The organism is Streptomyces sp. NPDC012510 (assembly GCF_042955065.1).
Classification (GTDB): Bacteria; Actinomycetota; Actinomycetes; order Streptomycetales; family Streptomycetaceae; genus Streptomyces.
On sequence record NZ_JBIBEN010000011.1, the window covers coordinates 251238 to 278041 of the forward strand.

27 protein-coding genes are annotated in these 26804 nt (G+C 70.9%); 15 read left to right on the forward strand and 12 right to left on the reverse strand.

From position 1 onward, the window contains the following. The first annotated feature begins 60 nt into the window (after positions 1-60). The 3 genes from ACFY9I_RS22095 (at position 61) to ACFY9I_RS22105 (ending at position 3594) form a co-directional block, all read left to right on the forward strand. Positions 61-1101 (forward strand): iron chelate uptake ABC transporter family permease subunit, encoded by a 1041-nt coding sequence (locus ACFY9I_RS22095; protein ID WP_391004104.1) that lies wholly within the window; start codon positions 61-63, stop codon positions 1099-1101. A 272-nt stretch (positions 1102-1373) separates the two neighbouring features. After that, a complete protein-coding gene (locus ACFY9I_RS22100) occupies positions 1374-2483 on the forward strand; it encodes an iron chelate uptake ABC transporter family permease subunit (RefSeq protein WP_391004106.1) in 1110 nt (369 codons plus the stop codon). A gap of 289 nt (positions 2484-2772) precedes the next feature. Then, positions 2773-3594: an ATP-binding cassette domain-containing protein gene (locus ACFY9I_RS22105; RefSeq protein WP_391004267.1), complete on the forward strand. Its 822-nt coding sequence runs from the start codon at positions 2773-2775 to the stop codon at positions 3592-3594. Positions 3595-3620: 26 nt separating this feature from the next. Here the strand turns inward: ACFY9I_RS22105 and ACFY9I_RS22110 are convergent, their stop codons facing one another. After that, positions 3621-4568 (reverse strand): formyltransferase family protein, encoded by a 948-nt coding sequence (locus tag ACFY9I_RS22110; protein WP_391004108.1) that lies wholly within the window; start codon positions 4566-4568, stop codon positions 3621-3623. Positions 4569-4689: 121 nt separating this feature from the next. Here ACFY9I_RS22110 and ACFY9I_RS22115 point away from each other — a divergent pair, with 121 nt between their 5' ends. After that, positions 4690-6021 carry a SidA/IucD/PvdA family monooxygenase gene (locus ACFY9I_RS22115; protein ID WP_391004111.1) on the forward strand — a complete coding sequence of 444 codons (1332 nt, stop codon included), beginning with the start codon at positions 4690-4692 and terminating at the stop codon, positions 6019-6021. A 436-nt stretch (positions 6022-6457) separates the two neighbouring features. Here ACFY9I_RS22115 and ACFY9I_RS22120 read toward each other — a convergent pair whose 3' ends face one another. Then, the gene (locus ACFY9I_RS22120; protein ID WP_391004113.1) at positions 6458-7744 is read right to left on the reverse strand and encodes a streptophobe family protein; all 1287 of its coding nucleotides are present in this window, start codon (positions 7742-7744) and stop codon (positions 6458-6460) included. Between the two features lie 198 nt (positions 7745-7942). On the opposite strand from ACFY9I_RS22120, the gene ACFY9I_RS22125 reads away from it, so the two are divergent. Beyond that, positions 7943-9277 carry a DUF6777 domain-containing protein gene (locus ACFY9I_RS22125; protein ID WP_391004115.1) on the forward strand — a complete coding sequence of 445 codons (1335 nt, stop codon included), beginning with the start codon at positions 7943-7945 and terminating at the stop codon, positions 9275-9277. Between the two features lie 39 nt (positions 9278-9316). On the opposite strand, the gene ACFY9I_RS22130 is transcribed toward ACFY9I_RS22125, so the two are convergent. Continuing rightward, the gene (locus tag ACFY9I_RS22130; RefSeq protein WP_391004118.1) at positions 9317-10798 is read right to left on the reverse strand and encodes an esterase; all 1482 of its coding nucleotides are present in this window, start codon (positions 10796-10798) and stop codon (positions 9317-9319) included. Between the two features lie 167 nt (positions 10799-10965). Between ACFY9I_RS22130 and ACFY9I_RS22135 the strand changes: the two genes are divergently transcribed. Together ACFY9I_RS22135 and ACFY9I_RS22140 are read left to right on the forward strand one after the other, a co-directional pair. After that, on the forward strand, positions 10966-11568 hold the full coding sequence (locus ACFY9I_RS22135) for a DUF664 domain-containing protein (protein WP_391004120.1): 603 nt from the start codon (positions 10966-10968) through the stop codon (positions 11566-11568). A gap of 91 nt (positions 11569-11659) precedes the next feature. Next, complete coding sequence (locus tag ACFY9I_RS22140; RefSeq protein WP_391004122.1) at positions 11660-12055, forward strand: helix-turn-helix domain-containing protein; 396 nt, start codon at positions 11660-11662, stop codon at positions 12053-12055. A 102-nt stretch (positions 12056-12157) separates the two neighbouring features. On the opposite strand, the gene ACFY9I_RS22145 is transcribed toward ACFY9I_RS22140, so the two are convergent. Then, positions 12158-12760: an ATP-dependent Clp protease proteolytic subunit gene (locus ACFY9I_RS22145; RefSeq protein WP_391004124.1), complete on the reverse strand. Its 603-nt coding sequence runs from the start codon at positions 12758-12760 to the stop codon at positions 12158-12160. Further along, the gene (locus ACFY9I_RS22150; RefSeq protein ID WP_391004127.1) at positions 12760-13416 is read right to left on the reverse strand and encodes an ATP-dependent Clp protease proteolytic subunit; all 657 of its coding nucleotides are present in this window, start codon (positions 13414-13416) and stop codon (positions 12760-12762) included. Before ACFY9I_RS22150 ends, ACFY9I_RS22145 begins: the two co-directional genes overlap by 1 nt. Positions 13417-13636: 220 nt before the next feature. Between ACFY9I_RS22150 and ACFY9I_RS22155 the strand changes: the two genes are divergently transcribed. Further along, on the forward strand, positions 13637-14119 hold the full coding sequence (locus ACFY9I_RS22155; RefSeq protein WP_391004129.1) for a VOC family protein: 483 nt from the start codon (positions 13637-13639) through the stop codon (positions 14117-14119). A gap of 161 nt (positions 14120-14280) precedes the next feature. Then, positions 14281-15279 carry a TerC/Alx family metal homeostasis membrane protein gene (locus ACFY9I_RS22160; RefSeq protein ID WP_391004131.1) on the forward strand — a complete coding sequence of 333 codons (999 nt, stop codon included), beginning with the start codon at positions 14281-14283 and terminating at the stop codon, positions 15277-15279. Here the strand turns inward: ACFY9I_RS22160 and ACFY9I_RS22165 are convergent. From ACFY9I_RS22165 to ACFY9I_RS22175, 3 genes are all read right to left on the reverse strand, one after another. After that, the gene (locus ACFY9I_RS22165) at positions 15276-16205 is read right to left on the reverse strand and encodes an SGNH/GDSL hydrolase family protein (RefSeq protein WP_391004133.1); all 930 of its coding nucleotides are present in this window, start codon (positions 16203-16205) and stop codon (positions 15276-15278) included. The two genes, ACFY9I_RS22160 and ACFY9I_RS22165, sit on opposite strands and share 4 nt — an antisense overlap. Positions 16206-16344: 139 nt before the next feature. Further along, positions 16345-17043, reverse strand: a complete 699-nt coding sequence (locus ACFY9I_RS22170) for a DUF3105 domain-containing protein (protein WP_391004135.1) — start codon at positions 17041-17043, stop codon at positions 16345-16347. A gap of 85 nt (positions 17044-17128) precedes the next feature. Next, entirely contained in the window at positions 17129-17545 is a 417-nt protein-coding gene (locus ACFY9I_RS22175) for a DUF6153 family protein (RefSeq protein ID WP_391004138.1), read from the reverse strand. Positions 17546-17742: 197 nt separating this feature from the next. Here ACFY9I_RS22175 and ACFY9I_RS22180 point away from each other — a divergent pair, with 197 nt between their 5' ends. After that, entirely contained in the window at positions 17743-18552 is an 810-nt protein-coding gene (locus ACFY9I_RS22180) for a VOC family protein (protein ID WP_391004140.1), read from the forward strand. A gap of 64 nt (positions 18553-18616) precedes the next feature. Continuing rightward, positions 18617-19351: an RNase H family protein gene (locus ACFY9I_RS22185; RefSeq protein WP_391004143.1), complete on the forward strand. Its 735-nt coding sequence runs from the start codon at positions 18617-18619 to the stop codon at positions 19349-19351. 30 nt (positions 19352-19381) lie between these two features. Here the strand turns inward: ACFY9I_RS22185 and ACFY9I_RS22190 are convergent, their stop codons facing one another. Continuing rightward, a complete protein-coding gene (locus tag ACFY9I_RS22190; RefSeq protein WP_391004145.1) occupies positions 19382-19834 on the reverse strand; it encodes an SRPBCC family protein in 453 nt (150 codons plus the stop codon). Positions 19835-20236: 402 nt separating this feature from the next. Between ACFY9I_RS22190 and ACFY9I_RS22195 the strand changes: the two genes are divergently transcribed. Beyond that, positions 20237-21448 carry an FAD-dependent monooxygenase gene (locus tag ACFY9I_RS22195; protein WP_391004147.1) on the forward strand — a complete coding sequence of 404 codons (1212 nt, stop codon included), beginning with the start codon at positions 20237-20239 and terminating at the stop codon, positions 21446-21448. Between the two features lie 17 nt (positions 21449-21465). On the opposite strand, the gene ACFY9I_RS22200 is transcribed toward ACFY9I_RS22195, so the two are convergent. Next, complete coding sequence (locus tag ACFY9I_RS22200; RefSeq protein WP_391004149.1) at positions 21466-22098, reverse strand: alpha-ketoglutarate-dependent dioxygenase AlkB; 633 nt, start codon at positions 22096-22098, stop codon at positions 21466-21468. Positions 22099-22162: 64 nt separating this feature from the next. Further along, positions 22163-22840, reverse strand: coding sequence for an AIM24 family protein (locus tag ACFY9I_RS22205; protein ID WP_391004151.1), 678 nt, complete (start codon positions 22838-22840; stop codon positions 22163-22165). 101 nt (positions 22841-22941) lie between these two features. Between ACFY9I_RS22205 and ACFY9I_RS22210 the strand changes: the two genes are divergently transcribed. Beyond that, entirely contained in the window at positions 22942-23619 is a 678-nt protein-coding gene (locus tag ACFY9I_RS22210; RefSeq protein ID WP_391004154.1) for an NUDIX domain-containing protein, read from the forward strand. A 94-nt stretch (positions 23620-23713) separates the two neighbouring features. Here the strand turns inward: ACFY9I_RS22210 and ACFY9I_RS22215 are convergent, their stop codons facing one another. Next, complete coding sequence (locus tag ACFY9I_RS22215; RefSeq protein ID WP_391004156.1) at positions 23714-24622, reverse strand: ArgP/LysG family DNA-binding transcriptional regulator; 909 nt, start codon at positions 24620-24622, stop codon at positions 23714-23716. 78 nt (positions 24623-24700) lie between these two features. On the opposite strand from ACFY9I_RS22215, the gene ACFY9I_RS22220 reads away from it, so the two are divergent. Together ACFY9I_RS22220 and ACFY9I_RS22225 are read left to right on the forward strand one after the other, a co-directional pair. After that, positions 24701-25306, forward strand: a complete 606-nt coding sequence (locus tag ACFY9I_RS22220; protein ID WP_391004269.1) for a LysE family transporter — start codon at positions 24701-24703, stop codon at positions 25304-25306. Positions 25307-25454: 148 nt separating this feature from the next. Further along, the gene (locus ACFY9I_RS22225) at positions 25455-26756 is read left to right on the forward strand and encodes an MFS transporter (RefSeq protein ID WP_391004158.1); all 1302 of its coding nucleotides are present in this window, start codon (positions 25455-25457) and stop codon (positions 26754-26756) included. The last annotated feature ends 48 nt before the right edge of the window (positions 26757-26804 follow it).

Here is a 26804-nt window from a genome sequence, read left to right on the forward strand (position 1 = left end):
ACAGTTCAACCCGCACTCGCCCTACAGTTAAGGCAAGCCTCATCAAAGGAAGTTGAAGACGTGGGGACCTCGACGGTCCGGGCGGCGAAAGGCCCCCGCGCGGTACTGCTGCTGACGCTCTCGGGCGCGGCCCTGCTCACGCTGTGCGCCCTGTCGATGGCGTTCGGCGCGCTCGGCGTCCCCCTCGACCAGGTGTGGCACACACTGCTCGGCGACGCCCCCGACTCCCGTATCGACAACGTCATCTGGTCCGTACGCCTGCCACGCACGGCCCTGGGTCTCGCCACCGGCGCCGCCCTCGGCCTCTCGGGCGCGTTGATGCAGGCCCTGACCCGCAATCCGCTCGCCGACCCCGGCATCCTCGGCGTCAGCGCGGGCGCGGCCTTCGCGGTCGTCCTGTCGGTCGGCGTCCTGGGCATCTCCTCGCTGTACGGGTACATCTGGTTCGCCTTCGGCGGCGCGTTCGTCGCCAGCGTCCTGGTGTACCTCCTCGGCGGGCTCGGCCGGTCCGGCTCCACCCCGGTCAAACTGGCCCTGGCCGGCGTCGCCGTGACCTCCCTGCTGTTCTCCCTGACCAGCGCCATCGCCCTCACCGACCCGGACGCCCTCAACCGCTACCGCTTCTGGAACGCGGGCTCCCTCGCCAACCAGGACGAGCAGGTCCTCCTGCGCGTCCTGCCGTTCCTGGCCGTCGGCGCGGTCCTCGCCCTCGCCTGCGCCCCGGCCCTCAACAGGCTGGCGCTCGGCGACGACGTGGCGAAGTCGCTGGGGCTCAGGCTCGGGCTGGTCCGCGTGCAGGGCGTCGTGGCCATCACCCTGCTCACCGGGGGAGCGGTCGCCGTCATCGGGCCCGTCGTCTTCGTCGGCCTGGTCGTCCCGCACATCGCCCGCGTCCTCGCCGCCCTGGCCGGGATCGGCCCCGACCACCGTTGGCTGCTGCCGCTGTCCGCCGTCCTCGCCCCCTGCCTCCTGCTCGCCGCCGACATCACCGGCCGCCTGATCGCCCGCCCGACCGAGGTCCAGGCCGGCATCCTCGTCGCCTTCATCGGCGGCCCCTTCTTCATCGCCCTCGTCCGCCGCCGACGCCTCGCGGAGCTGTGAACCATGACGACTCGACGGGGCGCACGTGCGGCTGTGGCCGACGAGCCGTACGGGCGACGAGGCGTACGGGCGACGGGCCGTACGGGTGACGGGCCGTGGGCGGCGTGCTGGGGCGTGCGTGTCGGGCCGTGGGTGGCGTGCTGCGGCGTGTGTGTCGGGCCGTGGGTGGAGGATCGCGTGGCGCTCCACCCCCACTCTGACCCCCACCCCCATCCCCACCGCCCCCGTCGTACCGTCGGCCCCGACGACCGAACCCGTGGAGCAGTGAGCCGATGACGACCGACCTCGCGCCCGTGCCGCCCCCGAGAGGCGCTGCGGACCCGCCTCCGAAACGCCGCACGGCTCACCGCATCGCCTTCCGGCTCCCGGCACCGCCGGTTTCCGGTGTGCTGCGGCCCCGGCTGCTGGCCGTCTGTGTGCTGCTCGCGGTCGCCGCGTTCGTGGCGTTCGCCGTCGAGACCTCCGTCGGGGACATCGCACTCCCGCTCACCGATGTGATGAAGGCCCTGGTGGGCACGGGGGATCCCGCCACCGAGCTGATCGTCCACGAACTGCGGTTGCCGCGTGCCTTGGCGGGCCTGCTCGTGGGGATCGCCTTCGGCATCTCCGGGGCCCTGCTCCAGACCGTGACGCTCAACCCGCTGGCCAGCCCGGACATGATGGGCATCACCCAGGGCGCCGGCACGGCGGTCGTCGCGGGGATCGTCCTAGGCTGGGACGCCGGCCTGAGCACCCAGGCCCTGGGCCTGCTCGGCGCGCTCGTCACCGGGCTGCTGGTGTACGTACTGGCCTGGAAGCGCGGCACCACCGGGTACCGCATCGTCCTCGTCGGCATCGGCATCGCCTGGATCTGCACCAGCGTCACCGACTACCTCATGGCCCGGGGCCAGCGCTTCCAGGCGCAGGCAGCCCTCGGCTGGCTCGTCGGCAACCTCAACGGCCGCACGTGGGAGCAGATCGGCCCACTCGTCGTCACCATGGCCGTGCTGGTGCCGACGGCGATCCTGCTCGGCCGGCAGCTCCGGATCCTGCAACTCGGGGACGACGTCGCCCGAGGCCTCGGCACCCGCGTGCAGATCGTCCGGGTGGCCGTCCTGCTCATCGCCGTCGGACTCGTGGCGTTCGGTACGGCCACCGCCGGGCCGGTCGCCTTCGTGGCGCTCGCCGCGCCCCAGGTCGCCCAGCGCCTGGCCGGCACCCCGTTCCCACCGCCCGCCGCCGCCGGGCTCACCGGCGCCGTGATGGTACTCGTGTCCGACCTCGCCGCCCGGAAGGTCGTACCGGACACGGAACTCCCGGTCGGGGTCGTCACCGGTGTGCTCGGCGCCCCCGTCCTGCTGTGGCTGCTCGTCCGCGCCAACCGCGCCGGTTCAGGAGGCTGAAGACGTGTCATCGAAGTACGAACCGGCCACCGAGAAGCACGAGCCCGTCACCGAACGCGGGCCGGCCACCGAGAAGCACGAGCCCGTCACCGAACACGGACCTGCCACCGAGAAGCACGAGCCCGTCACCGAACACGGACTCGCCACGGAACACGGACCCGTCACTGAACACGGACTCGCCACGGAACACGGACCCGTCACTGAACACGGACTCGCCACGGAACACGGACCCGCCGCCGAGCGCGCACCGTCCACGGCGGCGCGTGCCGGCCGCGTCGACGGACCCGACCTGCGGGCGGAGGGCCTGTGCCTGGCCTACGACGACCGGATCGTCGTCGAGAACCTCGACCTGGCGATCCCCACCGGCCGGGTCACCGCGATCGTCGGCGCCAACGCCTGTGGCAAGTCGACCCTGCTGCGCGCCCTGGCCCGGCTGCTCACCCCCAAGGCGGGGGCGGTCCACCTCGACGGCCGCTCGGTGCACTCCATCCCCACCCGCACCCTCGCCCAGCGGCTCGGCATCCTCCCCCAGACACCCGTCGCACCGGAGGGGCTGACCGTCATCGACCTGGTCGGGCGTGGCCGTTCACCGCACCAGACATGGTGGCGGCAGTGGTCGCAGGGCGACGAGGAGGCCGTGCACGAGGCGCTCAGAGCGACCGCGATGACCGACCTCGCCCACCGGCCCGTCGACGAGCTCTCCGGCGGACAGCGCCAGCGCGCCTGGATCGCCATGGCCGTGGCCCAGGGCACCCCCGTGATGCTGTTGGACGAGCCGACGACGTATCTCGACCTCGCCCACCAGATCGACGTCCTCGACCTGGTCACCGACCTCAACCGGCACCAGGGGCGCACGGTCGTCATGGTGCTGCACGACCTCAACCAGGCCTGCCGGTACGCCGACCACATCATCGCGATGAAGAACGGGCGGATCGCGGGGGAGGGCGCCCCCGCCGACGTCATCACCGCCACGATGGTCGAGGACGTCTTCGGACTGCGCTGCGTCGTCGGCGAGGACCCCGTCAGCCGCACCCCCATGGTCATCCCTATGGGCCGCCACCACGAGGGCACGGACCCCGCCGCGGTGTCCGTGTCGGGCACCACCGGCTGACGGACCGGCGGTGCCCCGGCTCCTGCCTACGGGAGGTCGGTCAGGTAACCGCCCATCGTGCGGAAGTAGTCCGTCGCCGCGTGCTCGGTGCCGTCCTCCGTCCGTACCCGCTTGACCACCAGGCCGGGCAGCCGCCCGGAGCGTGCCTCGGCACCGGCGACGATGACGACACCGTCGCCCTCCTTGATGAAGATCCGCCCAGGTGTGCCGCCGTAACGGCCCTCGGAGACGGCGGCGGAGACGATCCGGAGCCGTTCGCCCCGGTGGTGGGTGAACGCGTTGGGGTACGGGTCGGACTGGGCCCGGACGAATCGTTCCAGCTCCTGAGCTGTCCACGTCCAGTCGATCCGGCTGTCCCCGGGGGACCGCTTGTGGAAGAAACTCGCCCGGGAGCGGTCCTGGGGCGTCCACACGGCCCGTCCGGAAGCGATGAGTTCGAGCGAGTCGGTGACGAGCGGGCCGATCAGGTCGACCGTGCGGTGGAACAGGTCCGTCGCCGTGTCGTGCGGTCCGACCGGCACCGAGCGCTGCAACAGGACGTCGCCCATGTCGAGTTCGGCGTCCATGCGGTGGGCGGTGACACCGACCTCCTGCTCGCCGTTGATGAGCGCCCAGATGAGGGGCGAGAAGCCGGCGTACCGCGGCAGCAGCGAGTCATGGATGTTGAGGGTGCCGTGGGGCGGCAGGTCGAAGATCTCGGGCGGCAGCCAGGTACGCCAGTTGTTCGCCACGATGAGGTCCGGATCGGCCTCCTTGAGCGTGCGCAGCAGTTCCTCGTCGCCCGGACGGTTGCGCAACAGCACCGGCACACCGTGCTGTTCGGCGAGATCGGCGACCGAGTCGCTCCAGATCTTCTCGTACGCGTGGTCGCTCTTCGGATGGGTGACGGCGAGAACCACCTCGTGTCCGGAGTCCAGCAGAGCCTGCAGCGTTCGGTGTCCCCAGGTCTGGTACCCGAACATGACGACCCGCATATGAGCCCTCCTCAGCCGTTGCTAGGTAAGGCTAACCTTATCTAACATGGCTCTGCTTGGGGGAGGTTGTGTTCCAGCTTCGGAAACTCTGTGACCCCTGCCTATGGGAGGCGATGACGCGGTGACGACGCTGCAGACCGGTCCTGATTCCATCTACGACATACTGGGCATCGGATTCGGGCCATCGAATCTCGCACTCGCCATCGCATTGCACGAACACTCCGTCGACTCCGTGGCCGGGGACGGACTTCGGGTCGGGTTCCTGGAGAGGCAACCCCGCTTCGGATGGCACCGCGGCATGCTCATCGACGACGCCACGATGCAAGTTTCCTTCCTGAAGGACCTGGTGACGATGCGTGACCCCACCAGCGACTTCAGCTTTCTGTGCTACCTGCGCGACCGGGGCCGGCTCGTCGACTTCCTCAACCTCAAGACCCTCTTCCCCCTCCGCATCGAGTTCCACGACTACTTCGAATGGGCCGCCGCACGCGTCTCGCACCTCGTCGAGTACTCCGCCGAGGTCGTCTCCGTGCGCCCCGTCACCCGGGACGGGGAGATCCGCTTCTTCGACGTCACCAGCCGCGTACCCGGCGACCCGGAACGGCTCACGGTCCGCCGCGCCCGCAGCATCTGTGTCGCCACCGGCCTGGAGCCACACCTCCCGCCCGGCGCCGCCCTGTCCGAACGGGTCTGGCACAACAGCGAGTTGCTGCCCCGCGTCGCTCAGGCCCAGCGCTCCGGACGGCCGGTACGCCGCGCCGTCGTCCTCGGTGCCGGCCAGAGCGCGGCAGAGGCCGTCGACTACCTCCACCGCAGCTTCCCCGAGGCCGAGATCTGCTCCGTCTTCGCCAAGTACGGCTACACGCCCGCCGACGACAGCCCCTTCGCCAACAAGATCTTCGACCCCGAGGCCGTCGACCTCTACTACGGCGCGCCCCGCGAGGTGAAACAGTCGCTGTTCGACTACCACCGCAGCACCAACTACTCCGTCGTGGACATGGACTTGATCGAGTCCCTGTCCCGGACGATGTACCAGGAGCAGGTCCAGGGCAGGGAGCGACTGCGGATGATGAACGTCTCCCGCCTGCGCGAGGTCGAGACGGGCACCGACGACGTCAAGGTGACCGTGGAGTTCCTGCCGACGGGCGAGCGCGAGGTCCTCTCCTCCGACCTGCTCGTCTACGCCACCGGCTATCAACCCCAGGGCGTCGGCGACAACCTGGGGGAGATCGGCAAGCTCTGTCTGCGCGACGACGAGGACGCGCTCAGGGTGGGCCGCGACCACCGTGTGGCCACCGCCCCCAATGTCACCGCAGACATCTACCTCCAGGGCGGCACCGAACACACCCACGGCCTCACCTCGACCCTGCTGTCCACCACCGCCGTACGGGCCGGCGAGATCTGCGCCTCCCTCCTCGCCCGCCGTCCGACGGACCTGACGCAACGGCCCTGACGCCGACGGCCCTGACGCCGACGGACGGAGGACGGCGGTCGGACGGAGGACGGAGGACGGCGGTCGGACGGAGGCGGACGGGCCGCGCGGCCGCCCCCGACGCGGGCGTTGTGATCGGCCGGGCGGTCCACGCGGCGCAGTCGCAGCTGCGGGCTTGCGCCGACCGTGGGAACGCCGGCGCGCCGCTGACCACCCTGACCGACCGGTCGTCAGTCGCCCACGGGGCATTCCTGTTCCAGCAGGTCCGGGCCGAGGGCCCCTCCCTCCGGTCCGGCCGTCCCTCCCGGCCCCACGCGACACCGTCTGCGGAGTCGGCATCATGCCGCGGTCCGACCGGCCCGCGCATCGGCTGACCCGGAGGCGGGCGCTGTACAGCGCCTGCCCCACCCATCGCGATCGGCGATTTCGCCCCCATCTGCCGGCCACCGGCTGGCGACTACCGGCGGTCGACGCCCGCGTCGACCGCGCCCCGTCGCCGCACCCCCTTCGCCAGCACCCCGCCGAGAAAGCCGGTCACCAGTCCCCACAGGACGGCGAACCCCAGGGCGGACCCCGTGCGGGGCCGCAGATACAGCTCTCCGCCCAGGTCGCCGCCGAGGTCGCCGATGCCGAGAACCGACAGCCCGTAGTGCGCGGAGACCCGGGCGACGAGACAGACCATCAGGACGGCGAGCAGAAGGGCGACCGCCATGTGCACGGCGTGCTGCCACAGACGTACCCGGGCGGGGGAGCGGGCCGCCATCACGAACGCGGCGACGAGCAGCAGTACGGCGTTCACGACCACCAGCCACCACACCCTGCCGTCGTGCTCGGCGAGCGAGCCCAGATCCAGGGTCGACACATCGGGCCCGCGCATCACCTCGTCCAGCAACTGCGGCATCGGTAGCCCGAACGGTCCCTCGACCTGGCTGTCCCAGGTCGCTCCCAGGCCGATCGTGAAGGTCAGCCACACCAGGTTCGGCAGGCCCAGCAGGAGCACCGCGGCCGTCTCGGCGGCGTGCCCGCGCGTCAACGCCACGACCACCCCGATCACCAGCCCCAGACCGACGTACGCCAGCAGCAGCCCGACCATCGCGTAGGCGGCCGGGCGGACGGACTCCTGCAACCGCAGCAGACGAGCCGGCAGCGGTGCCCCGCGCGACACCAGCAGCGCCAGGACGAGGACCCCGGCCAGCCACAGCAGCCCGAAGAAGACGGTCGGGGCCACGGCCGTCTCGAAGCCCACCCGGGCGGAGGTGCCGAAGAGATCGCCCACGTCCCCGAGGGGGATGTCGAAGGTCTGCCGGGCCGTCAGCGCCAGCCCGATCAGGGCAGCCAGCCACAGGGCGGCGATCCGGGCGGCCCAGCCCGCGAGTTCGGCCGCGCCGGCGACCGCCCGGTGGCGCAGGGGCCGCAGGAACCCGGAGGCGATCACCAGCGCGCCGACCAGGGGCACCGACAGCGGGATCACGGTCAGGTCCGCGTCGGTGTCGGCGAAGGGCCCGGCGTCGCCGGAGAGCTCGATCGTTCCCCCGACTGCCGTCACGACGGTCGCTGCCACGACCCGGGGGAACGCGTTGTCCGGGAGGTCCGCCGCGCCCGCCGCCCACAGTCCGAGGGACGCCGTCACGATCATCGCGAGAAGCCCGGCCAGGACTGTGCCGAGGGCCTGGAGCCAGCCGTGGTGGGCGGCCGCCCGCTCGGGCGCCGGCGTCCGCCGCGGACGCGGGGTCTGGGGACTCACTCTTGACACGCTAAGCACGGCGAAGGCACTCCGCGCGCCGGGAGGAACGCGCCCCTCGGCCCGCCGACGGCTCGCTGCCTCGGCTTGCGGGCGGCACGGGAGCGGAGCACACAATGGCCCTGTCGTGGAAGAAAACGACAAAAAACATGACATGAAGCGTGTGAATCGCCGCAGAATCCCTACGGCGGGAGAAGCCCCGTGAGCGTCGATCAGCCGTCCTCCGGCCGCCCGACAGGACCGCCCTCCGGCCCCCTGTCCGGTCCGTCGCGACCCAGCCCCACCCCACACGGCCCGACGCGGCCGAGTGACCAGGTGCCCCCGGAACCGCCGAGCGACGCCTCGGGCCCGGGGGGAGGGCCCGGCGGCCCGGGCGAAGGGTCGGGCGGGTCGGGCGGGTCGGGCGGAGGCTCCCACGACTCCGGGCAGGGCCCCGGCGGCCCGACCGGCCGTCCGTGGTGGCGGTCCGCTCCCCGGATCGCCCTCATCGCCGCCGCGGCCGTCGTCGCCGTGGTGCTGATCGTGGTCCTCACCCGCTCGGACGACTCGGGCGGCTCCGCCGACGGCGAGGTCTTCCTCCAGGCCGCCGGGAAGACCGGCCCCGACCCGTTCACCGAGTCGACAGCGAAGGACAGTTCCACCCCGCCCGAGACGCCCACGACGACACCGAGCAGGACGGAACCCGCCAACGTGACCCGCGCCGTGGACGGTTCGGCGCCCGGTCTCTACGGCGGCACGCGTAACGTCGCGAGTTGCGACGTCGAGAAACAGATCAAGGCCCTGCGGGCGAACCCGGCCAAGAACGACGCGTTCGCCGCCGTCCTCGGCATCAGGTCCTCCGACGTGCCGGCCCGTCTGCGCTCGTACACCCCGGTGCAGTTGCGCATGGACACCCGCGTCACCAATCACGGCTACCGCGACGGCGCCGCCACCAGCTACCAGGCCGTCCTCCAGGCAGGCACCGCCGTCCTCGTCGACGACCGAGGGGTGCCCCGGGTGCGCTGCGCCTGCGGCAACCCGCTGAAGCCACCGGTGGCACTGAGGACCACCCCCGAGCCGAAGGGCGACTCCTGGCCGTCGTACCGGCCGCAGAACGTCGTGGTCGTCGAGCCCTCGACGACGATCATCGATGTGTTCGTCCTCTACGACCCCGAGCACGACGACTGGTTCACCCGCCCCTCCGGCGACACGGGCGGGAAGGACAAGAAGACGAACCCGCCCGTCAACCAGCCCTCCCCGTCCGCGTCGACGTCGTTCTCCGAGGAACCCCCCTCGAAGTCGCCCGAGCCGTGCCCCGAGGGCGCCCGGCGCCAGGACGCCTCCGAGACCAGCCCGTGTCCCTCGTCGTCCTCGGTGCCACCGCCCACGTCCACCTCGGCGGAACCGAAGCCGGAGCCGGACACCTCCGAGCCCGCGCCGGAGCCGGAGCCGGAGTCGCAGAGCCCCGAGACGGAGGAGCCACCGGGCGACACCACGACGACCGGGTCGGCATCCCTGCACCGCCTCCCGGAGCCGACCGGCACCCCGGGCTCCTGACCGGTCACGGAAGCGGCCCGGCGCCCCGTGACTCACTCCTCACTCGTCGATGGCCGACCCGAACAGCGCGTCCACGTGAGGCGCCCCGAGGGACGCGCCGTTGTACGTCCACGACCCCGAGGCCGTGACGCCGCCCGTGCCCGCCGAGAGCACCCAGACATGGCCGTCACCGGTGTTCTCGCCCGGCGCGGCGGCCAGCAGTCCGAAGCGGCCGTCGCTGTTCGGGTCGGTCAGCCGGACCTGGGCGCCCCACTTGTCGCCCTTCTCGGCGACGCCCGGCACGTTCGCCGAGTTCTGGTCCCACGACTTCGCGCCGCTCGAGGTCAGTCCGGAGGCCGAGCCGCGCAGCACCCACACGGCTCCCGCGTCCGCCACCGTGCCGATGTCCTCGCCCGCGGCGCCGATCGCGACGTCCGCGTACCCGTCCCCGTCGGTGTCCGCGACCGACAGGTCCGAACCCCAGCCGTCCCCGGCCTCGGCGACCCCCGGCACACCGGGGGAGTCCTGCACCCACCAGTCGGGCTCCGCCGCCGGGCCGTCCGGGCCGCCGAGGCGCACACCGACCAGACCGCCGGTCTGCGTCTCACCGGGCTGGTCGTCCGGTGAGTTCGGCTCGCCGGTCACCAGGTCGTCATAGCCGTCGTCGTTGATGTCCCCGGACGCCGCGACCGGTCCACCGCGCAGATCACGCTCGTACTTGAGCCCGTCGGCGTTCCCCGACAGATACGTGGACCAACCGTGACCCGGCTCGTCACCGGTGCTCAGCCCCGACACGACCAGATCGGCGAATCCGTTCTCGTCGTAGTCGCCGGTGGTCATGGACTTGGGCTGGATGTCGCGGGCCTCGGTGCCGTCCTCCGCCTTCGCGCCGAGCCGCTGGGTGGACTCCCGGCGCATCGAGCTCGGCGCCGCGGCGTCGTACGCGAACAGTTCCACGCCGTACCCGTCGAGGACGGCGAGAAGGTCCCCGTCGGTCTCCGCGGTGAAGCGCGCGGCGGCCAGGCCGAGGCCGAACCGCTCGTTCTGGGCGGGCTCCTCGGTCTGCAGCCAGTCGCTCTCCGCACCCTTCAGCCCGGCCTTCGAGCCCCACAGGACGGCAACGCCGCCCGCGTCCTTCACGGTTCCGAGGTCCTCGCCGGGGATGCCGACCACCGCGTCGTCGAACCCGTCGCCGTCCAGGTCACCGGTCGCCACGGCCCGGCCGAAGCCGTCGCCGGCCTCGGCCGCGCCCGCGACCCCGGCCGTCGACTGGCTGAACCGGGCGACAGCACTGGTGCCGATGCCCTTGGCCGAGCCGTACTGCACGGTCACCAGACCCGCGCCGCTCTTGCCGCTGACGGTGGCACCGGGCGCGCCGACCAGCACGTCCTCGTACCCGTCGCCGTTGAAGTCGCTGTTGCGGTCACTGGCTTGCGTCCCGCCGGGCACCCCGGCGTACGCGGACGGCGCGGCGGCAATCGCAGCGCCGGTGACGAGAAGAAAAGTGGCCGCCGCGAGGGCGGTCGAACGGTTCTTGCGCATGTTCGGCTCCAGACGGTAAAAACGGCCGGGCAGCGCGGGGGTGTCCGGAAAGGGCCCGTTCCTTGTCCGGCGCCCTGTTTGACATCGCATGGGTCACAAGGGTTGTACGGGAGTCCACCGAACTTCCGACCGTGAAAAGCGGTGGCGGACCCACGCGGTGACGGCCGATGCTCCTCCGCATGAGCGACAGTCTTGGAACAGGGCTCGACGAAGGACCTCTGCCGGAGCGGAAGCCGGGGTGGGGCGACAGGTTCGTCGGCCCCGAAGCGGACCCACGCGGTGACGGAGGCTTCGAAGGGGAGCGGGCCACGCTGGTCGGGTATCTGCGCAACCAGCGGCTGACCCTGGAGCTGAAGTGCGCCGGACTCGACGCCGAGGCCCTGGCCCGCCGTTCCGTCCCGCCGTCGAACATGTCGCTGCTCGGGCTAGTACGCCATCTGGCCGGCGTGGAACAGTACTGGTTCCGTGAGGCGTTGGCGGGCGAGCCGGCGCCGCGTCACTACCGCGCGGGCGACGACCCCGACGGCGACTTCAACGGCGCCGTGGCCGATCCCGAAGCGGTCGCCGACGCATGGCGGACCTGGCGCTCGGAAGTCGCCTTCGCCGAACGCCTCGTGGCCTCCGCCCCCGACCTCGGGATCACCGGCCGGCACGACGACGAACCCATCGCCCTGCGCGAGGTCCTGGTCCATCTGATCGAGGAGTACGCCCGCCACAACGGTCACGCCGACCTCCTGCGCGAACGCGTCGACGGCCGCATCGGCGAGTGACGTCCTCGAACCCGACGCTCCCTGACCGGATTTCCCTGAGGGCGCAACGCCGCCCCCTTCCCCTGCGGGCCGCGGTTCCTAGGCTGGAGTAGTGAGCCAACAAGCGTCGAACGAAGCCCGAGTCATCCCCCTGCGTCCGGCAGCGGCCCCACCCGTGGGCCCACCCGCAAAGGAACCCCTGTGGCGCGACCTGGTCGGCGACGTCCTGCGGCGTGAGCGGCTCGCCCAGGACCGCACGCTGAAGGACGTGGCGGACGAGGCCCGTATCTCCATGCCGTACCTCTCCGAGGTGGAACGAGGCCGCAAGGAGGCCTCGTCGGAGGTTCTCGCGGCAGCGGCCCAAGCCCTCGGCCTGGGTTTGGGCGACCTGCTGTCACTGGCCGGGACGGAACTGACCCGCAAGAGGTCCGAGGCTTCCCGCAACCCGGCCGAGGCTCCCCGCAACCCGGCCGGGACTCCCTACAACGGACTGTGCCTCGTAGCCTGACGCTCCCCCCGCGCCCCATGAAGAGGCGCGGGGACCGCGCGAGCGACCCATGCGACCCGTGGTCGCCGCATGACCGAGGAACTCTCCTCGGTCGGCGCAGCCTCAGACTCCCACCGCCCGCCGACTCAACACCTCGTCAGCAAGCCCGTACGCCACCGCCTCCTCCGCCGTGAAGACCTTGTCCCGGTCCATGTCGGCCCGCAGCTCCGTCACCTCGCGACGCGTGTGCCGGGCGAGGACCTGCTCCACCTGGGCCCGGATCCGGACCATCTCCTTGGCCTGGAGGGCGAGATCGGAGACCGTCCCCTGACGGCCACCGCTCGCCGGCTGGCCGAGCAGCACCCGCGCGTGCTCCAGCACGAACCGCCGCCCCGGGTCCCCGCCCGCCAGCAGCACCGCCGCCGTGGAGGCCGCCTGCCCGACACAGACCGTGGAGATCGGAGCCTTCACGAACGTCATCGTGTCGTAGATCGCCATCAGCGAAGTGAACGACCCCCCGGGCGAGTTGATGTAGACCGCGATCTCGCTCTCCGACGCCGACGCCTCCAGATGGAGCAGTTGGGCGATGACGACGTTCGCCACCCCGTCGTCGATCTCCGTACCGAGGAAGATGATCCGCTCGGACAGCAGCCGGCTGAACACGTCGTACGACCGCTCGCCCTGCGGGGTCCGCTCGACCACGTTCGGAATCGTGTACGTCCCCATCACTGCAGTCCCATACGTCGTCGTGAAGAGGCCGGCCGCACGTCGTCGAGGGACTCCACGACCCGGTCGACCATTCCGTACTCACGGGCCTGCTCGGCCGTGAACCAGCGGTCGCGGTCGCCGTCCCGGGAGATCGTCTCCTCCGTCTGGCCGGTGTGCTCCGCGGTGATCCGCTCGATCGCCCTCTTGGTGAACTCCAGGTTCTCCGCCTGGATCTCGATGTCGGCGGTGGTGCCGCCGATGCCCGCCGACGGCTGGTGCATCATGATCCGCGCGTTGGGCAGCGCGAACCGCTTGCCGTGCGTGCCCACGCTCAGCAGGAACTGGCCCATGCTCGCGGCGAAGCCCATCGCCAGCGTCGACACGTCGTTCGGGATCAGCCGCATCGTGTCGTAGATGGCCAGGCCGGCGGTCACCGAGCCGCCCGGACTGTTGATGTAGAGGCTGATGTCGGTACGCGGGTCCTCCGCCGACAGCAGCAGCAACTGCGCGCAGACCCGGTTCGCAGAGACCTCGTCGACCTGGGTGCCGAGGAAGACGATCCGCTGTGCGAGCAGTTGTGCGGCGAGATGGTCGTCGAAGCGCGACGGCGGGGTGTCGCCCTCCTCGGCGCGCGGGGCGAGCGTCGGTGCCCGGCCCGTGATCAGTGGAGCCACGGTTCCTCCCTGCGGATGGACGCGACCTCGGTGGCCGCTTTCTCCACTCTCCCCAGGAACAGCCCCTCACCTGGTCCTTCTCTGCCCGCGGCAGATTCGCCGACAGCAGAGCGCCGCCCGGCCGGCCTCGTCCGCCGCGACTCGTGCCCGCGCCACCGATGAGTTTCCGGACCAGGATCGGTCGACACAGGGACGACACACCCCGCCGAAGGAGGCGCACATGTCCAGCGACGGATTCACCACCTGCCTGTGGTTCGACGGCCAGGCCGAGGAGGCGGCCGCCCACTACGTCTCGATCTTCAAGAACTCCCGGGTCGGCCGGGTCATCCACTACGGCGAGGGCGCGCCCCGGCCGGCCGGCTCCGTGCTCACCGTGGAGTTCGTGGCCAACGGCCAGCGGTTCGTCGCGCTGAACGGCGGCCCGGAGTTCACGTTCAACGAGGCCATCTCCTTCCAGATCCTCTGCGAGGACCAGGACGAGGTCGACCACTACTGGGGCAAACTGACCGAGGGTGGCGGCGAGGGCGGCCCGTGCGGCTGGCTCAAGGACAGGTTCGGCGTGTCCTGGCAGGTCGTCCCCAGCCGGCTCATCGACATGATCAGCGACCCGGACCCGCAGAAGGCGGCGCGCGCGACCGCGGCGATGATGTCGATGGGCAAACTCGACATCGCCGCTCTGGAGAAGGCGTACGCGGGCGAGTAACCGCCTCCCCGAGATCTCCCTCACCAGGCGGAAGGCCCCCGTGAGAGGGGTCTTCCACCACGGAACACACCAGACCTTCGAAAGTTCTTCACCGGAACCGGGTGGTGGTCGCGCAGGCGGCCGGTGACGCTTGCTGTGCACCACCCGCACCCGGAGGAACCTTGAACGTCTCCCTGACCACCTGGCTGCTCACCGTCGTGGCCCTGTGCGTCCTCGTCGCCGTCGACTTCTTCATCGGCCGCAAACCCCATGACGTGTCGATCAAGGAGGCCGGCATCTGGTCGGCCGTCTGGATCGCCCTGGCGATCGCGTTCGGCCTGGGCGTGCTGGCAGTCGGCGGGGGCAAGCCCGCGGGAGAGTTCTTCGCGGGCTTCATCACCGAGAAGTCCCTGAGTGTCGACAACCTCTTCGTGTTCGTCCTGATCATGGCGAAGTTCGCCGTGCCCTCCCAGTACCAGCAGCGCGTTCTCATGGTCGGCGTCCTGGTGGCGCTGGTGCTCCGAGCGATCTTCATCGCGGCCGGCGCGGCGATCATCTCCAGCTTCTCCTGGGTCTTCTACATCTTCGGCGCGTTCCTGATCTACACCGCCTGGAAGCTGGTCGAGGACGCCCGCAAGGGGAGCCACGAAGAGGAGTACGAAGAGAACAAGCTCCTCAAGGCCGTGGAGAAGCGTTTCGGGGTGGCCGACCGGTACCACGGCACCAAGCTGTGGATCGAGGAGAACGGCACGCGTGTCATGACGCCGATGCTGGTCGTGATGCTCGCCATCGGCTCCACCGACGTCCTCTTCGCCCTCGACTCCATCCCCGCGATCTACGGCCTCACCCAGGACCCGTACATCGTCTTCACCGCCAACGCCTTCGCCCTGATGGGCCTGCGTCAGTTGTACTTCCTCATCGGCGGCCTGCTGAAGAAGCTCGTCCACCTCTCCTACGGCCTGTCGATCATCCTCGGCTTCATCGGCGTCAAGCTCGTCCTCCACGCCCTGCACGAGTCCGGCGTCCACGTACCGGAGATCTCCATCCCCTTCTCCCTCGGCTTCATCGTCCTGGTCCTCGCCGTGACGACGGTGACCAGCCTGTGGGCCTCGAAGCGGCAGACGGAACGGGAGCAGCCGGCCCTGGACTCCGAGGACGAGCGCACGGCGGAGGAGGTTTAGGGGCCTTCCCGACCCGCGTCGGCGATCACCCGTGTGATCTCACGGGCGAAGCGGGTGATCCCCGGCGAGAGCACCGGGCAGGGCTTCGGCTCGGACGTCGTGGGGGCCAGGCAGAAGTGGAGATAGTCCTCGTCGTGGTGGAGGGCCGTACGGTCCCGGCCGGGCTGGGTGCAGTAGCCGTCGTGCTCGCGTTCGTACGACGTGCAGGGCAGGTACTGGGTCCAGGTGTAGCGGTCGGAGGCCGGGCTGACCGCCTTGCCGGCGTCGGCGACGAGATCGCCGGAGGCTTCGGCCCGCTTCTCGTACAGGGCGTTCACCCGGCGGACCCGGTCCGGGGTCATCGGGTCGGGGCCCTGGAGCACCCACACGATCCTCGGCCGGTGCGTGCCGCCGGCGTTCGCGATCTGTTCCGTGAGCTGTTCGGCGGCGGCCGTGTACCGCCGGAAGTACTCCGCGCGGGCCTTTCCGTAGGTGATGCCGTCCATGCACGGCGTGTAGTCCCAGGCGTTGCCCCAGAACTGCAACACGACGTAGTCCGGCCGCAGGCGGCGCACCAGCGCGGCCGCCTTGTCCTTCGTCGGGACGAGCGACCGGTCGGCGGTGCCCTCCAGATAGTCGCACAGGGTGGTGCCCGAGTACGGGGCGCTCGTGTAGCGGGCGTCGAGGCCGTCCTCGAGCAACTCGCCCAGGACCTTCTGGTTCTCCATGGCGAGGGAGTCCCCGAGATAGAGCACCTTGGGCGCCGGCTTCGGCGGGCGGACGTCGGGGGAGGCGGTGGCCGCCCGCTGCCGGGTCGTCGCCGACGCCTCGGGCGCCGCGCCCGACGACGGCGCCTCGTCGGGCGCCGACTCCGGGTCCCCGCACGCGCCGAGCAGCAGCGCGGCGAGCACCGCCCCCGTCACTCCCACGATCCACGGCTTGCGCATACGTCGACTCCCGCCCCGGCCATCGAAACGGCTCCCCAGGCAAGCACAGCCCAGGGCGGGGCGGAAGACCCGTGTCGGCCACCAAGGGCACCAAGGCCTTGGGACGCCCGGACCGGCCGGACGCCCCCGCACCGTCACCTCACGGGGTCATGCCGCCGGAGCACGCGGCGCCCGGCTCCGGCGTCTGCTCGCCCTGCACGTACTTGTCGAGGAACTTCCGGACGCGCGGATCGGACGCCTTGTCCACCTTCAGCTGGTGCTCCCAGGCGCTCAGCACGATCGGCGAGGACTGGTCCTCGTACGGGCTCATGAAGGTGTACGTCGTCTTGTTCACGAGGTCGGTCAGCGACTCGACGTCGGCCTTGGCCGCCTTGTCGTTGTAAGTGATCCAGACGGCTCCGTGCTCCAGCCCGTGCACGGCGTTCTCGTTCGGCACGGGCTTGGTGTACACCTGCTTGTCGCAGTTGACCCACACCTGGTTGTGATCGCCGCCGACCGGCGGGCTCATCTTGTAGTCGACGGTCTCGGTGACGTGGTTCTGGCTGAGCTTCGACCAGCTCTTCACCCCGTCGATCGGTGCGGCCTTCGCCTCGTCCTTCCTCTGGGCCGCGTCGATCAGGTACCAGCCGCCGCCGACGAGCCCGGCGAGGATCGCGCCGGTGACGCCGAGGGTGATCAGGCGCATGCGCCGCTCACGGGCCTGCTCCGCCTTGCGTATCTCCTCGACGCGGGCGCGCCGCGCCGCCTCCCTGGCCTTCGGGCTGTTGTTCTTGCCCTTCGGGCCGCTGCCGGTGCCCTTGGGGCCGCTGTTCTTGGCCTTCGCCTTGTCTGAAGCCATGGGGATGTCCTTCTCCCCGCCGCGCCGCTCGGGCACGGCGGTCCTGCGAGTCGTCTGGGGGCTGTCGTACGGGGCCGGTGGCGGCCTAGACGCGGAGCAACTGCAGTTCGTGGAGATCGGGAGGGCGGGCCCGTCCCGACTGCCGGGAACCGTCGGGCGCGGCCGGGGTCTGAGCGGTCGCGTGCTGCCAGGGCGCGGTGGTGTGATCCGCGCCGGGTGACGGCGCCTGGCCGAGGACCGCGCGCGGGTCGGGGGAGTGGCAGTCGTGCCCGTCGGGGCCGTGCTCGCAGGGGTCGCGCTCCACATGGTCCGCCTGGGCGGCGACCGGCCGCTCCGCGACCGCCGACACCGCGTGCGGACGCTGCGCGGGTCCGTCGCCGGGGTGCGCGCCCGCGCAGAACAACAGGAAGGTCCCCAGGGCAGCCGCCATCGCCAGCACCAGGCGCGTCGACCGGCCCCGGGCGCACGGCATCGCCGTACGTCTGAACGGTTGGCCGGACATGGAGGCACCTGACGAGTCGAGGCGAACGGGGGTGCGAGCGCCGCTGAAATTATCAGACGACGCACAGCCGTGGTTCCGTCCCGGGAATGTCTGGTCGGTTTCACGCGGTCTGTCCCACTCGGCGCGCGTCGGGGGCCGCCCCTGGCTAGCGTGAGAGCCGGGGAAACCACCCGTCGAAGCCGAGGAGAGTGGCAGCCATGGCCGCACATCCCGAGGGAACGCCCTGTTGGGCCGACGCGATGTTCAGCGACGTCGAGGGGGCGAAGAGTTTCTACGGCGACGTGCTGGGCTGGACGTTCGGCGAGTCGTCCTCCGAGTACGGCAACTACACGCAGGCGTACGCGGACGGCAAGGCGGTGGCCGCCGTCGTCCCGCCGATGCCCGGGCAGGAGGGCCAGTCCGCCTGGTGCCTGTACTTCGCCTCGTCCGATGTGGAGGCCACCGCGACGAAGATCCGCGACAACGGCGGTGAGGTACTGATGGAGCCGATGCGGGTGGGCGAGTTCGGCTCCATGCTGCTGGCCCGTTCCCCGGACGGAGTCGTCTTCGGTGTCTGGCAGGCCGGCGTCCACAAGGGCTTCGAATCCATGGGCGTGCCCGGCGCGTACGTGTGGGCCGAGATCTTCACCCGCGAGCCCGAGAAGTCCGACACGTTCTTCCCGGCCGTCTTCCCGTTCCGGGTCAAGGAGATGAGGGACCCTGACAACCCGCACATGGACTTCCGGGTCTTCGACCTCGGCGCGAACCCGCTCCTCGGCCGGATGAAGATGACCGACGAGGACTTCCCGCCCGAGGTGCCGTCGTACATCAACGTCTACTTCACCGTCGCCGATTGCGACGACGCGGTCGCGAAGGCCACCAAACTGGGCGGTGTCCTGCGCTTCGGTCCGATGGACACCCCCTTCGGCCGCTTCGCGGCGCTCAGCGACCCGCAGGGCGCGTCGTTCTCCGTCATCGACGTCACCAACACCCAGGGGGAGATGCCGACGCTCACGGACGTCGACTGAGCGGGCGGTGAGACGTGCGCGGGGGCGTGGGACCCATGGACGGTCCCACGCCCCCGCGCATGGCATGATCGAGGTCATGCCGGAACGTGTTGTGGCCGCCTGTGACGGAGCCTCCAAGGGAAACCCCGGACCAGCGGGCTGGGCCTGGGTGGTCGCCGAGAACGACGAGATCCCTTCGCGCTGGGAGGCCGGCCCGCTGGGCAGGGCCACCAACAACATCGCCGAACTCACCGCGCTTGAGCGATTGTTGGCCGCCACCGACCCGGCCGTCCCGATCGAGATCCGGATGGACTCCCAGTACGCGATGAAGGCGGTCACCACCTGGCTGCCCGGCTGGAAGCGCAACGGCTGGCGCACGGCCGCCGGCAAGCCGGTCGCCAACCAGGAACTCGTGGTCCGGATCGACGAGTTGCTCGCCGACCGCTCCGTCGAGTTCCGCTACGTCCCCGCCCACCAGGTCGACGGCGACCCCCTCAACGACTTCGCCGACCGGGCGGCGAGCCAGGCGGCCATCGTCCAGGAGCCCGCCGGCACCGACCTGGGCTCCCCGGAGCCGCCGGCCGTACCCGACACGGTCCCGGTCCGCCGCGCCGCGGCGAAGAAGCCCGGGAAGTCGGGTCGGGCCGGCGGCCGGGCCGGCTCGTCCTCGTCCTCCTCGTCGTCCCGCACGATCAAGGCGAAGTTCCCCGGCCGCTGCCTGTGCGGTCGCCCGTACGCGGCGGGCGAGACCATCGCCAAGAACGACCAGGGCTGGGGCCACCCGGAGTGCCGTACGGCGCAGACGTCCGGAGCCCAGTAGCCCTCGGGCGGGACGAGGCCGGCGCGGGCGTCACGCGACGGCGCCGCGCCACTCCCCGGTCTCCCGGCCGCGCTCCTCGATGAACTTCTTGAAGCGCTCCAGGTCGCCCTTGGTCTGCCGCTTCACCACGCCCAGCTTGTCGGCGACCTTGTCGGCGGCGCCCTCGGGCTGGAGCTCCATCTGCAGCATCACCTTCGTGCGTGCCTCGGACAGGTGGTGGAAGGTGACCACGCCGGCCTGCCTGGCCTCACCGGCGACGGTCGTCCACGCGACCCGCTCGTCCGGGATCTGCTCGGTGATCTCCGCGTCGAACTCCCTGCGCACACCGTCCACCTTGGTCACCCAGTGCGTGAGCGTGTCCGAACGCTGCTCGATCCGCTCGACCCCGCTCATGAACTCGGGGAAGGTCTCGAACTGCGTCCACTGGTTGTAGGCGGTCCGTACGGGGACCTGGACCTCGATGGACTCCTCGATCTGCGTCACCGGTCGCCTCCTCATATCGTTGGCGTCTTTCGTCGCGACCGATCGTCTCGGCCGCGCCCGACGCGAGTACCCAGGTCTCCCGTGGATCAACGTGATCAGGCCGCGTCGAACGTGTAATGCGGGGTGTGGTGCGGGGTGTGGTCCAACAGCGCAGCAGGAGTCGTGTCGTTCCACGGCTCATCGGCTCGTCGAAATCGACCAGGGCCGCCCACCCAGACATGCACCCGGTTGTGGAGATTGTGAAATTCCGCCCGGTGGTGCGGCTCCCGCCGATGATCTTGCGGCGTCCGTGTGAATGGAGTGGTCGGGGTAACGCGGCCAAAGTGACGCGAACCCGGGCCGTGCACACGCTGCTACTCTTCGTGGTCAATTGATCGTTTTGCGTAGCAAAATGGGAGTGGCGTGAAGATCGCGTGCGTCGGCGGCGGACCCGCAAGCCTGTACTTCTCGATCCTGATGAAGCGGCAGGACCCGTCCCACGACATCACCGTCCATGAACGGAACCCGGCCGGATCGACTTACGGCTGGGGCGTGACCTACTGGGCCGAACTCCTGGACAAGCTCCGCGAGAAGGACCCCGAGACGGCCCTCGCCATCAGCGAGAACTCCGTCACCTGGAACAGCGGTATCGCCCACGTCCGCGACCGCACGACGGCCCAGCCCGGCGACGACGGCTTCGGCATCGGCCGGCGCCGACTGCTCGAACTGCTCGCCGACCGGGCCCGGTCCCTCGGTGTGCGAGTGGAGTACGAGAACGAGATCACGGCCGACGACCTGCCGGACGCCGACCTGGTAGTCGCGGGCGACGGAGTCAACAGCGCGGTACGCGGACGGTACGCGGAGCACTTCGGCAGTGACGTCGCACTCGGCCGCAACGCCTACATCTGGCTCGGCACCACCAAGGTCTTCGACGCCTTCACCTTCTCCTTCCAGGAGACCGACCACGGCTGGATCTGGGCCTACGCCTACCCGTTCAGCGACGAACAGAGCACCTGTGTCATCGAGTGTTCCCCTAAGACCCTGAACGGCGCGGGCCTGGACCACCTGGACGCGGCGGACGGGCTGGCCCTGCTGGAGAAGCTCTTCGCGGACATCCTGGACGGCCACCCGCTCCTGGGCCGGGCCCAGGACGACGGCACCGCCCAGTGGCTCAATTTCCGCACCCTGACCAACCGCGCCTGGCACCACGGCAACGTCGTCCTCCTCGGCGACGCCGCCCACACCACGCACTACTCCATCGGCGCCGGCACCACCCTCGCCCTGGAGGACGCCATCTGCCTGGCCGAAGCCCTCGGCGCCCACCCGGACAGGGAGGCCGCGCTCACCGCGTACGAGCGGCGCCGCAGGTCCGAACTCCTCCGGCTGCAGAGCGCGGCCCGCTACAGCGCCCAGTGGTACGAGAACATCCAGCGCTACATCGACCTGCCGCCGGAGCAGATGTTCGCCCTGCTCGGCCAGCGCCACTCCCCGCTGCTGCCCTATGTGCCGCCGCAGCTCTACTACCGGCTCGACCGTGTCGCGGGGCGTCTGGAGGCCCTGCGCCGCCTCAAGCGCTGGCTGGGCCCGAAGCTGGCCCGGACGTCGCAGGCGCGCGCCCTCGCCGACCGGAAGTAGCCGGCTCCCGGGTGTCCCTACCGCACGCCCTGCGGGCGGAACTGGATGCTGATGCGCGGCCCCACCGCACGCGTCGACTTGGGGACCGCGTGGTCCCAGGTGCGCTGGCAGGAGCCGCCCATCACGATCAGATCGCCGTGGCCGAGCGGGAACCGCAGGGTCTCCCCGCCACTGCCGCCGTGCGGGCGCAGGGCCAGGTCGCGGGGGTCTCCCACGGACAGGATGGCCACCATCGTGTCCTCCCGGGCGCCCCGCCCGATCCGGTCGCCGTGCCAGGCCACGCTGTCACGGCCGTCGCGGTAGAAGCACAGCCCCGCCGTGGCGAACGGTTCGCCCAGCTCGGCGGCGTAGTGCGCGGAGAGTGCCTCCCGGGCCTCGTCCAGGGCGGGGTGCGGGAGGGCGTCCTCGGGGCCGTAGTGGGCGAGCAGCCGGGGGACGTCCACGACCTGCTCGTACATCTGCCGCCGTTCCGCCTTCCAGGGCACCTCCTCGGCGAGCCGGGTGAACAGAGCGTCGGCCCCGCCGAGCCATCCGGGCAGCAGATCGATCCAGGCCCCGGCCCCCAGCTCACGGCGGCGCAGTCCGTCGAGGGGGCCGAGGCGGACGTCGTCGGACTGGTCGAAGAGGGAGCCCTGGAGGTGCACGGCCATATCAGCAGCGTACCCCCGGATTCGAAAACCCGTTCGCTCACGCATGCCCCCGTCGATCGCCCGGTCAGTGCTGCTGGGCCTTCTGCGGGGTCACCTCGCTCGGCCGGACGACCACGAAGCCCTCGCCCTCCAGCTTCAGCTGCACGGCCTCCCCGGAGCCGCCCCGGATCATCGAGCCGAAGGACTGCGAACGGTGCAGCGACGTCTGCAGGTTGGCCGTCCAGCCCACCACCGCGTCCGTGTCCGCGAACACGGGCAGCTGCGGCGAGACCGGGATGACCAGCGGATTGCCGTCACAGACGAGCCCCAGCCTGCCCTGCCCGGTGAAGACGCTGTTGAACAGACCGCCACCGGTCATGCCGGCGCCCTTCACGGTCTTGATCTCGTACGACAACGACGCGTCGAAGCAGAGCACGTTGCGGCCGTTGACGGTGAACACATCACCCGGCTCGATGTCGACGATGAAACAGTTCTGCGCCTCGTGCGCGAACCAGGCCTCGCCCTGTCCGCGCACCGCCATCAGCGGCAGACCCTCCCCGGTGACCGCGCGCTTGAGCATGCCGCCCATGCCCTGGCCCTTGCGCTCGAACTGCAGGTTCCCTCGGAAGGCGATCATCGCGCCCTGCCGGGCGAGCATCTCGCCGTTGACGGCGTACTTGATCGACTTGGCGTTCTGGACGCTCATCCCCGGCGCGTACGCCGGCTGCACCATGTTCTCGTTCGAGAAAAGATCGCTCTTCATACGCGCATGCTGTCCCGGACCGTCCGATTCCGCCAAGCGACGCGCGGGACCGGCGAATTGAGGCGCCTGACAACGTCTCGATCGGAATGGTAGAAGCGGGCATGACCAACGAAACCGCCGGCGTCGACCTCCCGGACCGTCGGGGGCGCACCGGACTCGACCGCACCGGCCGGGACCTCACCGGCAACCCCCGGGTCAAGGTCCGGGACGTCAAACTGCTCTCCAGCCACTGGTACGTGGAGCGCACCACGACCTTCGACTTCCAGCACGCCGACGGCACCTGGAGCACCCAGGAACGCGAGACGCACGACCGGGGCAACGGGGCCACCGTCCTCCTCTACGACACCGAACGCGAGACCGTGCTGCTCACCCGGCAGTTCCGCTACCCGGTGTACGCCAACGGCCACCCGGACGGGATGCTCGTCGAGACCCCTGGCGGTCTGCTCGACGAGGAGGACGAGCACCCCGAGGTCGCCGTGCGGCGCGAGGTCGTCGAGGAGACCGGACACACCATCGGCGAGATCCAGCACGTCTTCGACATCTACATGAGCCCCGGCTCGGTCACCGAACGCGTCAGCTTCTACGCCGCCCCGTACGGCCCGTCGACCCGCACCCACGAGGGCGGCGGCCTCGACGAGGAGGGCGAGGACATCGAGATCGTCGAACTGCCCTTCCGCCGGGCCCTGGAGATGATCCGCACCGGCGAGATCGCCGACGCCAAGACGATCATGCTGCTCCAATGGGCGGCGTTGGAGGGGCCGTTCGGCCCCGCCGGCTGAGTCCGTGGCGGCGAACCTCGCGGTCCGAGGGTATGGGGCCTCGCGGTTCGAGGGCGTGGCGTCTCGCGGTTCGAGGGTGCGGGGCCCGCGCTCCTCAGGGTTCGAGTGCCTCGGCGGCCTCGGCGGCGACGGCCTCCGCCACGGCGGTGAGCGCGGGGGAGTCGAGCTTCCACTGCTGCCAGAACAGGCGGGCGTCCATGGACCGCTCCGGCGCCAGATCGACGAGCCGCCCGGCGTCCAGCAGCCGCTCGGCCTGGGCGGCGGGCACCATGCCCCAGCCCATCCCGGCGGCCACGGCGTCGACGAACCCCTCCGACGTCGGCACGTAGTGCCGCCGGGAACTGGCCGGGCGGCCGCGCGTCAGCCCACGCACGAAGGCGTCCTGGAACTCGTCGCGCCGGTCGAAGAACACCACCGGAGCATCCGCGATCACGTCCTCCAGCGGCACGCCCGACCCGACACCGAGCCATCTCCCGGCGAAGGCGGGGGCGGCGCAGGGCCGATACCGCATCCGGCCGAGCGGCCGGACCGAACAGCCGGCCACTGCGTCCGGCGCCGAGGTGACGGCCGCCATCACCAGCCCCTCCCGAAGCAGCCGGGCCGTGTGCTGCTCGTCCTCGCGGAGCAACTCGTAGCAGGAGCGCAACTCCTCCGGGACCCGGCTCAGGGCGGGCAGGAACCAGGTGGCCAGCGAGTCGGCGTTCACCGCGATGGAGACGCGCGTGGCCTCACCGGGACCCGTCATGCCGAGCGCGGAGTGCGCGTCGTGTTCGAGGCGGGCCAGCTGACGCGCGAACCGGACGATCACCTCACCCGACTCGGTCGGGCGCACCGGCTTCTCCCGGATCAGCAGCACCCGGCCCACGCGTTGTTCCAGCGCCTTCACCCGCTGACTGACCGCCGACGGCGTCACATGCAGGGCACCGGCCGCCGCGTCGAACGTGCCCTCGTCCACCACCGCGAGCAGCGTGCGCACCAGGTCGAGGGGAAGCTGAGACATCACGAACACTAATGATACGTAAGAATCCTTAGCTGTACGTACAGCAGGTCATTCCCTAGCGTCGAGTGCGTGTTCAGTGAAATGACCGCCCTCGCCGCCGGATTCGGCACCGGCCTCTCCCTCATCGTCGCCATCGGCGCCCAGAACGCCTTCGTCCTACGCCAAGGCCTGCACCGGGACGCGGTACTCCAGGTCGTGGCCATCTGCGCCCTCTCGGACGCGGTCCTGATCACCCTGGGAGTCGCCGGGGTCGGTGCCGTGGTCGTCGCCTGGCCCGGCGCGCTGACCGCCGTGGCCCTGGTCGGCGGCGCCTTCCTGCTGGGCTACGGCGCCCTCGCGGCCCGGCGCGTCCTGCGCCCCGGCGGCGACGCCCTGCGCGCCGAGGCGGGCACGGCGGGCACCCGGCGCCGGGTCCTCCTCACCTGTCTGGCGCTGACCTGGCTCAACCCGCACGTCTACCTCGACACGGTCTTCCTGCTCGGCTCCATCGCCGCCGACCAGGGACCCCTGCGCTGGACCTTCGGCCTCGGCGCCGCCGTCGCCAGCCTCTGCTGGTTCGCCGCCCTCGGCTTCGGCGCCCGACTGCTCGGCCGCTTCCTGTCCCGCCCGTCGGCCTGGCGCGCCCTCGACGGACTGGTAGCGGTGACGATGATCGCCCTCGGGGGCATGCTGATCGCCGGGGCGTGAGCCGACCACCGACGAGACGACGGAGCGCGGCCCGACGACCGCGCTCCGACAGCATGTGAGACGACCGCGCCACCGCCTGTCGCGGCGTTGGCGTTCTCCGCGATAGTGGTCCCCGTACCGAAAAGATGTATCGAGCATCAGGATGCCCGTGGACACCACCAAGAGCAGCGCCGGCGACGACACCGCACCGGAGGACGACTCACCGACGGCACCCCGCCGGGGCTGGCGTCGCTGGGCCATGGACACCCGCCCGCTACGCCGCCCCGCCTACCGGCGCCTGTGGTCCTCGACCATCGTCACGGCGGTCGGCAGCCAGCTGACCGCCGTCGCCGTGCCCAAGCAGATCTACGACATCACCGGTTCCTCCGCCTGGGTGGGCTACGCGAGCCTCGCCGGTCTGCTGCCCCTGGTGGTCTTCGCGCTGTGGGGCGGCGCTGTCGCCGACAGCGTGGACCGCCGCACCCTGCTGCTCGTCACCAACACCGGCATCGCCGTCACCTCGGTGCTGTTCTGGGTCCAGGCCGTCACCGGTCTCGCGTCGGTGTGGGCCCTGATGGCCCTGCTCGCCCTGCAGCAGGCCTTCTTCGGCCTCAACTCACCCGCCCGCAACGCCTCCGTGGCCCGGCTGGTCCCCGCCGGCGAACTGGCCGCGGCCGCCGCCCTCGGCTCCACCGTGATGCAACTCGGACTGGTGGCCGGACCGTTGCTCGCCGGCGCCCTCATCCCGGTCATCGGCCTGGCCGAGCTGTACCTGATCGACGCGCTGGCCCTCTGCGTCACCCTCTGGGCGGTGTACAGACTCCCCCCGCTGCCGCCCCTGAACACCACGGCGAAGCGACGGGCCGGCTGGCGCGAGGTCCTCGCGGGGTTCCGCTACATCGCGCTGCACAAGGTGCTCCTGCTGTCCTTCCTCGCCGACATCATCGCGATGGTCCTCGGCATGCCCCGCGCCCTCTTCCCCCAACTGGCCGACACCACCTACGCGCCCTACGGCGAAGGCCTCGCCCTCGGCCTGCTGTTCGCGGCGATCCCCATCGGAGCCGTCGTCGGAGGCCTGATGTCGGGCACCTTCTCCCGCTCGCACCGGCACGGCCTCATGGTCATCGCGGCCGTGTCGGCCTGGGGCGCGGCCATCACCGGCTTCGGGCTGAGCACCAGCCTGTGGTTCGCCGTCCTCTTCCTCGTCGCCGCCGGGGTCGCCGACATGGTCTCCATGATCTTCCGCGGTGCCATCCTGCTGTCCGCCGCCACCGACGAGATGCGCGGCCGTATGCAGGGCGTCTTCACCGTGGTCGTGGCCGGTGGCCCCCGCCTCGCCGATGTCCTGCACGGCACCGCCGGCGCGGCCTTCGGCGCCCGTTCGGCCGTCGTCGGCGGCGGTCTGCTGGTCATCGCCGCCGTGCTGCTCCTGGCGACGGTGACACCGGCACTGCGGCGTTACCGGATCTGACCGGAAGGACCCACCGCCACTCGTACGCTGCCTCTCAGGTGTACACCC